Raw genomic sequence first — 9,654 nt, forward strand, 5'->3', positions numbered from 1 at the left:
ACTTAATATGTAATAGCAAAGGGAACAGCTAGGGGAGCATGTCAAATTTGTAATTAGGTACATAGATCCCCCCTAACCCCCCTTAAAAAAGGGGGGAATTAGATTGAAAAGTCCCCCTTATTAAGGGGGATTTAGGGGGATCTGAATCAGGGATTAACACAACTGACATGCACCCATCAGCTGGTGGGCAGTGCCTAGCAATTCTATGGTTAGCAAATGAATCTCTGTGAAGCACTGCCCACCCTACTTGCTATTCCTACTGAACCCAGTTAAGATTCATCTTGACACTCCCCGCGCCGAAGCCCCAAACATCCCACACTACCCACACTACCCACACCTCCCACACTACCCACACCTCCCTCTCTTTCCCTATTCCCTATTCCCTATTCCCTATTCCCGATTCCCGATTCCCGATTCCCGATTCCCGATTCCCGATTCCCGATTCCCGATTCCCTGTTTCCTGTTCCCTAATCTCTGCTTCCAATGCCCGATTTGCCCAATCCCGTGCTTTGATAGCGTCTCGGTAGTTTGGCTGGTAGCGCACTGCTTTATCATAAGCAGCGATCGCTTTTTTATACTGGTTGACTTTAACTAATGCATTGCCTAGGCTATACCAGGCTTGGCTGTAGTCAGGTTTATAGTTAACTGCTTGTTGGTAAGATGCGATCGCATCTTTATATCGTTCCAATTTATAGAAGGTATTGCCTCGACTGTACCAAGCTTGGTAAGGCTTGGATTTTAGTTTAATGGCTTTGTAGTAAGCTTCCAGGGCATCTTCATATCGCTGGACTTGATGGAGTGTCCAACCGCGACTGTACCAGGCTTGATAGGAATTAGGCTGGAGTTTAACGGCTTGCTCAAAGGACCCTAAGGCTTCTTGGTATTTCCGTAATTTATTTAAGGTATTGCCCCAGCTATACCAAGCTTGGTAGAAGTTGGGCTGGAATTGAACAGCTTGCTGATAAGACTTGGCTGCATCTTTATACTTTTGCAAATTGCTCAAGTCATTACCCCGCTGATACCAGGCTTCAGCGGAATTAGGTTTGTAGTCTAAGGCTCGGTCGTAGGATTGTACCGCTGCTTTATATTGACGCAAATTATGTAATGCCCAGCCCCGTCTATACCAAGCTTGGTAAGAATCGGGTTTGAGTTTAAGGGCTTTGTCAAAGGATGCGATCGCATCAAAATAATTCTTGGACTTAACCTGGACATTACCAAGACTGATCCAAGCATCCAAGTCATTGGGCTGGAGTTCCAGGGCGCTATTAAACGCTTTAATTGCTGCGTCATAACGCTTCAACTGCTCCAAGGTTTTACCCCTACCCTTCCAAGCTGCACTATAATCCGGCTCAATTTGAATCGCTTGGTCGTAAGCGTTTAGAGCTTCTTCATAGTACTTTAGTGCAAACAAGGTCTTGCCCTGACCTTGCCAAGCTGGAGCATATTCCCCTCGGATTTCCACAGCTCGATTATAAGCGTTCAGAGCCTGTTCATAGCGCTTCAATTCTAAAAACGTTTCGCCCCGGTTATACCAATCCGTCGCATTAGCTCCCCTGAATGCTTTCACCATAAAAACCGTTGCCGCAAACCCCAATCCAATCACCCCGGTGTACATTAACACTTGGTACCGTTTTAGTCTGAATCGTTGCGGTTTAGGGAGCAGGGGTTGTATAGATGACGCAATTCCCAACACTAAGGTAGCGCCAGTTTTAGTAGTGTTAGTATTTATGTTATTATTACTAGTTTTATTACTAGTTATAGTAGTCAGTGCTTGTAAGGCTAAGGTAGCTGATTGGTAACGCTCTCGGAAATCATAGCACACCATTTTATCTAAACTATCGGCTAATTCAGCACTTACTGATATCTGGTTATGCCAGGTGATTTCCCCTGTATCAGGGTGAAGGGGCAATTGGTGAGGACGTAAACCGGTTAAACCAACAATCCCGATCATCCCGACAGCATAGATATCACTGCTTAATTGCGGGTAACCATTGGCTTGTTCACTCGGTCGATAGCCAGGAGTACCAATAGCAACCGTAAAGCCAGTGTTGCCCCCTTCCAGGATCTGAGTACTCACTTGTTTAACCGCACCGAAGTCAATCAGTACTAATTTGCCATCTGATTTACGCCGAATGATGTTTTGAGGATTGATATCTCGGTGAATAATATGCCGTTGATGAACAAATTCTAAAACTTCCAGGATTTCCTGCAACAGGGAAATCACCTGATGTTCATTGACCTGGGTTCCTGGTACAAGTTCCTGGCTGAGGTCTTCCCCTTCAATCAATTCCTGCACCAGATAGAAGTCTTTATTTTCTTCAAAATACGCAAAAAGCTGGGGAATTTGCTCATTACTTCCCAACTGGTGTAGTATTTTGGCTTCTGTCTCAAACAGTCGCCTAGCGGTCTGCAATGTCAAGGTATCCGTGGCTACTGGCTTGAGCTGCTTAACCACACACTGATTCTCACCAGGCAAGTGTTGGTCTTCAGCTACGAAAGTCTGACCAAATCCACCTTGTCCCAGTTGACGAATAATTTTATAGCGTCCACCGATCGTTTGTCCAAGACCCAAGTTCATCCAAGTTCTATTGCTCCGGGAAATCCTCACCACCTATTCAAGGAGGTAGATCACTAGTGATAGTGCTACCCATGATAATATACAAAATCCTTAAGTGGTGATCAGAACGTTATCGCTACGATAAAATAGGGTGGGCAGTCCAGCCGTGAGATTGATGTGCTTGCCTAGGCTTGTTTTAAGCACTGCCCACCAAAGGATTAATCACAGAAAATAGTAGGCTGGGCAGTGCAGCCGTGAGATTGATGTGTTTGCGATCGCGTAGCGGCTCGTACCGAGCATCGCGTTTTTAAGCACTGCCCACCAAAGTAGTAGGGTGGGCAGTGCCGCCGTTAGATTGATTTGCTTGGGTACACTTGTTTTAGGCACTGCCCACCAAAGGATTAATCACAGAAAATAGTAGGCTGGGCAGTGCCGCCGTGAGATTGATGTGTTTGCGATCGCGTAGCGGCTCGTACCGAGCATCGCGTTTTTAGGCACTGCCCACCAATTGCCGAATCTCGTAGAGCGGAATTTTTGGCGTTGCTGATTCTGGGTATGGTTTCGCCCCCCTAGCCCCCCAGCGAGCAATCCCTCGCTGGGGGGAACAAAACTCTTAAAGTCCCCCAAAGTTGGGGGATTTAGGGGGCTTTAATAAAACCAGATAATCGCGCATTCGTTCATTAATTAAGCAACGCCGAATTTTTAGCACAGGAAAATAATTAATTAACCAATAGATAAACTATAGCAATTCTCTATGCCATCAGGTACAAATGGATCCCCCGTTGGTCCCCCTTATCAAGGGGGACTTTGAGCTTGAAAAGCGTACCTCATAAATCCTATAAACGCTATAATTACCAAAATAGGAAGAATAAAAAATGAGTGCAAAGACAATTAAGTGGGATGAAGAATGAAGAATGTAGAATTTAGAATTTAGAATTTAGAATTTAGAATTTAGAATGTAGAAGGCAGAAGGCAGAAGGCAGAAGGCAGAAGGCAGAAGGCAGAAGGCAGAAGGCAGAAGGCACAAGTCAGAATTCCCAATTCTCAATTCCCAATTCTTAATTCTTAATTCTTAATTCCCAATTCTCAATTCTTAATTCTCAATTCTTAATTCCCAATTCTTAATTCTTAATTCTCAATTCTTAATTCTAAGGCTTCATCTCCGCAAAGTGTTCCATCAGCATCCGGTGAATAAAGATGTAGCCGCCTCCTACTTTTTGTAGGAAAATGCGATCAGCGGCATAGTCCAGGAAGCGGGCATAGTTCCAAGGGATGTAATTGTTACGGTAGAGGACAAGGCGGAGGAAGAAGTGTTGGATGCAGGCTATACCACCATTCCTCAGCCCTCCCATCAGCCCGAACATCAGCCCTCCCATCAGCCCGAACATCAGCCCTTCCATCAGCCCTTCCATCAGGCATCCGATCAGCCCGAACATCAGCCATCCGATCAGCCCCAACATCAGATACAAAGTAATAGCATTACGAGCTGATTTCCAAATTCCTTGATTTGGGTTTGTTTTTCTTTCAATTTCTGAACTCTCCAGCCCGACCATCAGCCAGACCAGCACTCCCATCAGCCCGAATATCAGCCCTCCCATCAGCGCGAACCTCAGCCGTTCCATCAGCCGTCCCATCAGCCCTCCCATCAGCTCGAACATCAGCCCGACCATCAGCCCTCCCATCAGCCCGAACATCAGCCGGTCAATCAAGATTTTTTTCCAATTAATATCAAGTATTTCAACTGTTTTGATGTCTTCCGTTGCCTCTTTATCCAGCCCTGCCATCAGCCCGAACATCAGCCCGAACATCAGCCCGAACATCAGCCCTCCGATCAGCCCGAACATCAGCCCGAACATCAGCCCTCCGATCAGCCCGAACATCAGCCCTTCCATCAGCCCGAACATCAGCCCGAACATCAGCCCTTCCATCAGCCCGAACATCAACTTATAAATTCGTTTTTGCTTTCTATCTCTTAGCCAAGATGGCTGCATTTTTTCAATTAAAAATACTGTTTGCGACTCCTCAACCATCCTCTTGGCCATCCAAATTAGCCAGTGCTTTACTTGCGCATTATCGTATTGTTGATTAGTCTTCCGACGCTTAAACATTTTCTCGATATAATCATGAAATAGCTGCCAGCGCCGTTCTTCTACTACCTCAGTTTTAGGTAAATCTTCAACTGCTACTCCCTGATAAGCTAGAGTCATAATATTGAGCATTAAGGGCGAATTTGCTAACTTTTTCCATTCTTTATCCTTTTCAATTAATGTCCTCAATCCCGTTAAATCAGCTCCGATACTATCCAAGTAATTACAAATTTGTTCTAAAGTCAACAATTTTATATAAACTGCTTTATGAAAATTGAGACGATTGGATAGGGCTTTATAGTCTTTCATCCGACTACACACTACCAAATCGGCACCATAATCTTTTTTGAATTGGTTCAATTCTACGATACAGTGGTCTCGATACTCCGCCTTTACTTCATCCAAACCGTCAAGCAATGGTAGTAGTTGCTGTTGCTTTACTAAAGCTTGTCCAATTTTATTGGGAACATCATACTTACTATTTAGTTCATCTACTAACCAATCTGCTATAGTCTGCCGTTTCTTTGCCCAAGAGGAGAGATTAAATACTACAGGAATTAGCTGATTACTGTCTTGTTCAGCACGAGGGATTAAATCCCGAGCAAGTTCGAGTAAGGTTGTGGTTTTTCCTGACCCTGGGTCTCCTAAAATTAATAGGGTTCTTCCTGTCCCAATTTTGTCAAAAATATCAATTAATTTAGTCCCTTCAGGGAGGGGTTGAGGTGAGTTGTCACCGATTTCGATAATTTCGCTCAAAGGATTAGTAATGGCATCGGGTCTCTCCTCTAATCCCAACTCCATCAATACCTGGTGATAGAGGGATTTTTCTAGAACGCCTTTGATCCAATAGTTTTTGACTTTAGCGAGTAATGCCTGACGGTTGCGGTATTCTTGGGGAGTTAGGGTTGGTCGGGGATTGTCACCATTATAATGATGATGGATGTCGCCACCAATTTGATGAGCATGGACTGTATCAGCATCAACAAACCCACTCCCAAGTTGGGAATTCCGTAGGTCATTCTTAGAGACTTTTTTTGGCTTTTCAGACATGGGAGTCTACTGATATTGCTAGTTACTCAGCTTCCTGCCAAGCATCCACAGCAGCCAATAAGATGTTAATGAGCGGGTTATCCACTAACTCTTTTATCGCTTCAATACCACCAACCTTCAACGCTCCTATTACCCGTGCTTTCAAGCTTGGATTATTCTCAATGCACTTAAGGGCTTCCGTTACCACAACCTGTTTCTCCAGAGTGGTACTTGTGGGATAACTTTGCTCTAGTTGCTGCAAAAGCGCCTGAATTTCTGCTGCTGCATCTGCTAGGTTTTGTTTTTGCTCTGGAGCATAATTATAGATATCGCCACCTATCCGATGTGCCTCAACCTTATCAGCATCTATGAATCCACCAGCAAATTGGGCTTTGCTAAGGTCATATTTATTATATTTTTGTGACATGATATCTCCTAGATTATGAATGCTTTTAGTATAAAATCTAGGAGGCTTTAATGACTATATTGTTGTGATTAAATAAAATTAATAGGCAAATTACTGGGAAAATTTACGTCGTGAAAGGATGTACTTTACTACCTTTTTATATTACTTACTGGACGTACCAGTATTGTTGATAGTTCCAGCTGTTATAGCACCTCCCATGATCAACATCTAGTAGAGAAGGAGGATGCGTTCGCGTAGCGTGGCCCAAAGGCCAATCCCATAACTCCAGCAACTGTAATCCCTTCGTCACTTCAGGTGCTAGAGCAGCGAATCGAGATCACCTAACAAAAATGTACATATAGCAGTCGCCAGGGCAGTTAGGACATGACAAAAGTCTCAAACCTAAGTAAGCGCAATAGTTTAACTTCTGACTTCTGACTTCTGACTTCTGACTTCTGCTATATCATGGTTTTCCCCATAAGTTGATGTAGGGTGGTCAGTGCAGCAGTATTACACTAAAAACTGCAATACAATCGAATCGGCGGCATTGATCATAAAAGGAAAACCAAGATATGAAAGCCATAGGATATAATCAGGCTGGACCAATCACTGCACCAGACGCGCTGATCGAATTTGAAACCGAAACACCAGAATTAGGGCCACAGGACCTGTTGGTGGAGGTCCGGGGAATTTCGGTCAATCCTGTGGACGTGAAAGTGCGCGCCAAGATGGCACCGGAAAAGGGCACCAAGGTCATTGGCTATGATGCCGCAGGTGTTGTTCGAGAACTTGGCAGCGATGTCAGTAAATTTAAAGTAGGTGATGAAGTCTATTATGCCGGTGATATCACTCGACCGGGCACCAACTCCGAGCTCCATGCCGTTGATGAGCGGATTGTCGGGAAAAAGCCGAAATCCCTGGGTTTTGCGGAAGCAGCGGGTTTTCCACTGACCTCCATTACTGCTTGGGAAATCCTGTTCGACTGCCTCGGGGTCTTTGAATGAATATTCGTAGAGTGGGCAGGATGCCCGCACCAAAAGATCCCCGAACAGGCAAAATGAATGGCGTTGCTGATTCTGGGTATGGTTTCGCCCCCCTAGCCCCCCAGCGAGCAATCCCTCGCTCGGGGGATTTAGGGGGCTTTAATAAAACCAGATGATCGCGGATTCATTCCTTAATTCAGCAACGCCAAAATTGATACTGCTGGCCAAACATTTCTTAACACGCTGAAAGCCTTGATATTCCCTGTAATAGTCGAAAAAATTTTTATAGTTTTGTAACGTAATCAACGGCAGAATCAGTGTTTTGGATGTTAACTTATATTTCCCCAGAAACATCCGACAATGTGGAACTTTATTTGCTGCACAGAGGTCTATTGGTTTGTGACATGAGACATAAAAATTTTTTCCCTACCTAGTCAGGAGTAAGTCCATGAATCGGAAGCAATTCTTGAGGGTTGTTTATGTCGGCTTGGCAACGATAATTCTTTTGGGGATAATCAATAGTAACTCAGTTATGGGGCAAAGAGGAATAAACTTAAGTACATTGCGCAGCACAAGTTTGTCTAAGCACAATACCTATCGGAGCACCCATCATAGTCCTAATATGACCCTGAGTAGTTCTCTCAACAACAGTGCTCAAAGCTGGGCGAATCATCTGGCAAGCAATGGCATTTTCCAACACAGTAAAACCAATGTGGGAGAAAATCTCTTTGTCTCCTATACCACAGCATCGTCTGTAGACACAGCTACCCTCGGGGACCAAGCAGTGACTAATTGGTACCAAGAGGTTTCTGACTATGACTATGCCAATCCAGGGTTTTCTGGAAAGACCGGGCATTTTACTCAGGTGGTATGGAAGAATAGTACCCAATTAGGGTGTGGTGCAGCCCAGGGCGTCAAAACTATTCAAGGTAGACAATATAACGCCTTCTATGTCGTCTGCCAATATGGGCCTGCGGGTAATGTGCTTGGGCAGTTTCCTAATAACGTTATGGCACCTTAGCTTACGGTGACCGTCCCACTATTTTTGCTTAAGCTATCAGCTATCAGCGGTCAGCTGACCGCTGAATCCTGACGGCTGATAGCTTAGATTTACCCTGCTTGAGATTTAGTCAATAATTTCATAATTTCTACAATCTCCCCCTGTCGGTTAGACAGTTGTTCCTGTCGCTGAGAGAGTTGTTCTTGTCGCTCATCTAAGTTCTCCATTAGGCCATACATTCGGGATTGACTTTGAGCTAAATTAGACTGAGAGTTTGCTAAATCGGCCATCACAGAATACAGTCGAGAGCGATCGCGTTTGAACTCATTGACAGTATCGGTTAAGGCTTCGATAGCACGAGCATTAGAATCCGTTCTTTGACGAAGCTCTTCGAGCTGTTGGCTGATCCGTTCAATCTGTTGGTCGATGCGCTCAATAGCAGTTAGTAAACGGTTAAAACGGGTATCAAACTGGTCTGAATTTGTCATTTACTGCAATAGTGTTTAGTGTTTTTTCAAGAGCTATCAGCAGTCAGCGGTCAGCGGTCAGCGGTCAGCTTATTTTCTTCAAAAGCACCAATTGCGCTACGGGCATGCTGCGCGAACAGTAGCACCATCTGTAGGCCATAGGCTGATAGCTGATAGCTGATTACTGATAGCTAAATGCTTAGGCTAGTGGTTCGCGCATCTTAATTAGATTTAGTCAATAACTTCAGAATTTCTACAATCTCACCCTGTCGGTTAGACAGTTGCTCCTGTCCCTGAGAAAGTTGTTCCTGTCGCTCATCTAAATTTTCCATCACGCCATACATTCGGGATTGACTGTCCGCTAAATTAGCCTGAGATTGAAATAAATTAGACTGAGATTGTGCTAAATTAGCCATCACAGAATACAGTTGAGAGCGATCCCGTTTGAACTCATGGACAGTATCGGTTAGAGCTTCGATAGCACGAGCATTAGAATCCGTTCTTTGACGAAGCTGTTCAATCTGTTGGCTGATCTGCTCGATCGCAGTTAGTAAAAGGTTGAAACGGGTATCAAACTGGTCTGAGTTTGTCATTTGCTGCAATAGTGTTTAGTGTTTTCTCAACAGCTATCAGCAGTCAGCGGTCACCAGTCAGCGGTCAGCGGTCAGCGGTCAGCTTATTTTCTTCAAAAGCACCGATTGCGCTACGGGCATGCTGCGCGAATAGTAGCACCATCTGTAGCCCATAGGCTGATAGCTGTTCGCGTAGCGTGGCCAAAGGCCTTTAGCTGATAGCTGTTCGCGTAGCGTGGCCAAAGGCCTTTAACTGATAGCTGTTCGCGTAGCGTGGCCAAAGGCCTTTAGCTGATAGCTAAATGCTTACGCTAGTGGTTCGCGCATCCTAATTAGATTTAGTCAATAACTTCAGAATTTCTACAATCTCCCCCTGTCGGTTAGACAGTTGTTCCTGTCGCTCATCTAAGTTGGCCATCATGCCATACATTCGGGATTGATTTTGAGCTAAATCTGCCATCAAAGAGTATGCTTGAGCGCGATCTCGTTTGAACTCATGGACAGTATTGGTTAGAGCTTCAATGGCACGAGCATTAGAATCGATCCTGTGACC

10 protein-coding genes and 1 pseudogene are annotated in these 9,654 nt (G+C 44.7%); 2 read left to right on the plus strand and 9 right to left on the minus strand.

Annotation, left to right across the window (positions count from 1 at the left end):
* Positions 1-376: 376 nt before the first annotated feature.
* The 5 genes from F6K49_RS30880 to F6K49_RS30900 all read right to left on the minus strand — a co-directional run bounded on the left by F6K49_RS30880 (position 377) and on the right by F6K49_RS30900 (position 6,100).
* Complete coding sequence (locus F6K49_RS30880; RefSeq protein ID WP_293082522.1) at positions 377-2,578, minus strand: serine/threonine-protein kinase; 2,202 nt, start codon at positions 2,576-2,578, stop codon at positions 377-379.
* A 201-nt stretch (positions 2,579-2,779) separates the two neighbouring features.
* Positions 2,780-2,944 (minus strand): hypothetical protein, encoded by a 165-nt coding sequence (locus F6K49_RS30885; protein WP_293102795.1) that lies wholly within the window; start codon positions 2,942-2,944, stop codon positions 2,780-2,782.
* A gap of 18 nt (positions 2,945-2,962) precedes the next feature.
* Positions 2,963-3,184, minus strand: a complete 222-nt coding sequence (locus F6K49_RS30890; RefSeq protein WP_293102798.1) for a hypothetical protein — start codon at positions 3,182-3,184, stop codon at positions 2,963-2,965.
* Positions 3,185-3,705: 521 nt separating this feature from the next.
* Positions 3,706-5,694 carry an NACHT domain-containing protein gene (locus F6K49_RS30895; RefSeq protein WP_293102801.1) on the minus strand — a complete coding sequence of 663 codons (1,989 nt, stop codon included), beginning with the start codon at positions 5,692-5,694 and terminating at the stop codon, positions 3,706-3,708.
* Positions 5,695-5,716: 22 nt separating this feature from the next.
* Positions 5,717-6,100 (minus strand): hypothetical protein, encoded by a 384-nt coding sequence (locus tag F6K49_RS30900; RefSeq protein ID WP_293102804.1) that lies wholly within the window; start codon positions 6,098-6,100, stop codon positions 5,717-5,719.
* 551 nt (positions 6,101-6,651) lie between these two features.
* Here F6K49_RS30900 and F6K49_RS30905 point away from each other — a divergent pair.
* Together F6K49_RS30905 and F6K49_RS30910 are read left to right on the plus strand one after the other, a co-directional pair.
* Positions 6,652-7,083 carry an alcohol dehydrogenase catalytic domain-containing protein gene (locus tag F6K49_RS30905; RefSeq protein ID WP_293020475.1) on the plus strand — a complete coding sequence of 144 codons (432 nt, stop codon included), beginning with the start codon at positions 6,652-6,654 and terminating at the stop codon, positions 7,081-7,083.
* A 427-nt stretch (positions 7,084-7,510) separates the two neighbouring features.
* Complete coding sequence (locus tag F6K49_RS30910) at positions 7,511-8,083, plus strand: CAP family protein (protein WP_293020477.1); 573 nt, start codon at positions 7,511-7,513, stop codon at positions 8,081-8,083.
* Between the two features lie 89 nt (positions 8,084-8,172).
* Here F6K49_RS30910 and F6K49_RS30915 read toward each other — a convergent pair whose 3' ends face one another.
* The 4 genes and pseudogenes from F6K49_RS30915 to F6K49_RS30930 form a co-directional block, all read right to left on the minus strand.
* Positions 8,173-8,550 (minus strand): hypothetical protein, encoded by a 378-nt coding sequence (locus F6K49_RS30915; RefSeq protein ID WP_293020479.1) that lies wholly within the window; start codon positions 8,548-8,550, stop codon positions 8,173-8,175.
* Positions 8,551-8,750: 200 nt separating this feature from the next.
* Positions 8,751-9,122 (minus strand): hypothetical protein, encoded by a 372-nt coding sequence (locus F6K49_RS30920; RefSeq protein ID WP_293020481.1) that lies wholly within the window; start codon positions 9,120-9,122, stop codon positions 8,751-8,753.
* Positions 9,123-9,232: 110 nt separating this feature from the next.
* Complete coding sequence (locus F6K49_RS30925; protein WP_293020483.1) at positions 9,233-9,382, minus strand: hypothetical protein; 150 nt, start codon at positions 9,380-9,382, stop codon at positions 9,233-9,235.
* A 47-nt stretch (positions 9,383-9,429) separates the two neighbouring features.
* Positions 9,430-9,654, minus strand: a pseudogene (locus F6K49_RS30930) (hypothetical protein); the annotation flags it as partial.

This window comes from Moorena sp. SIO3I6 (genome assembly GCF_010672095.1).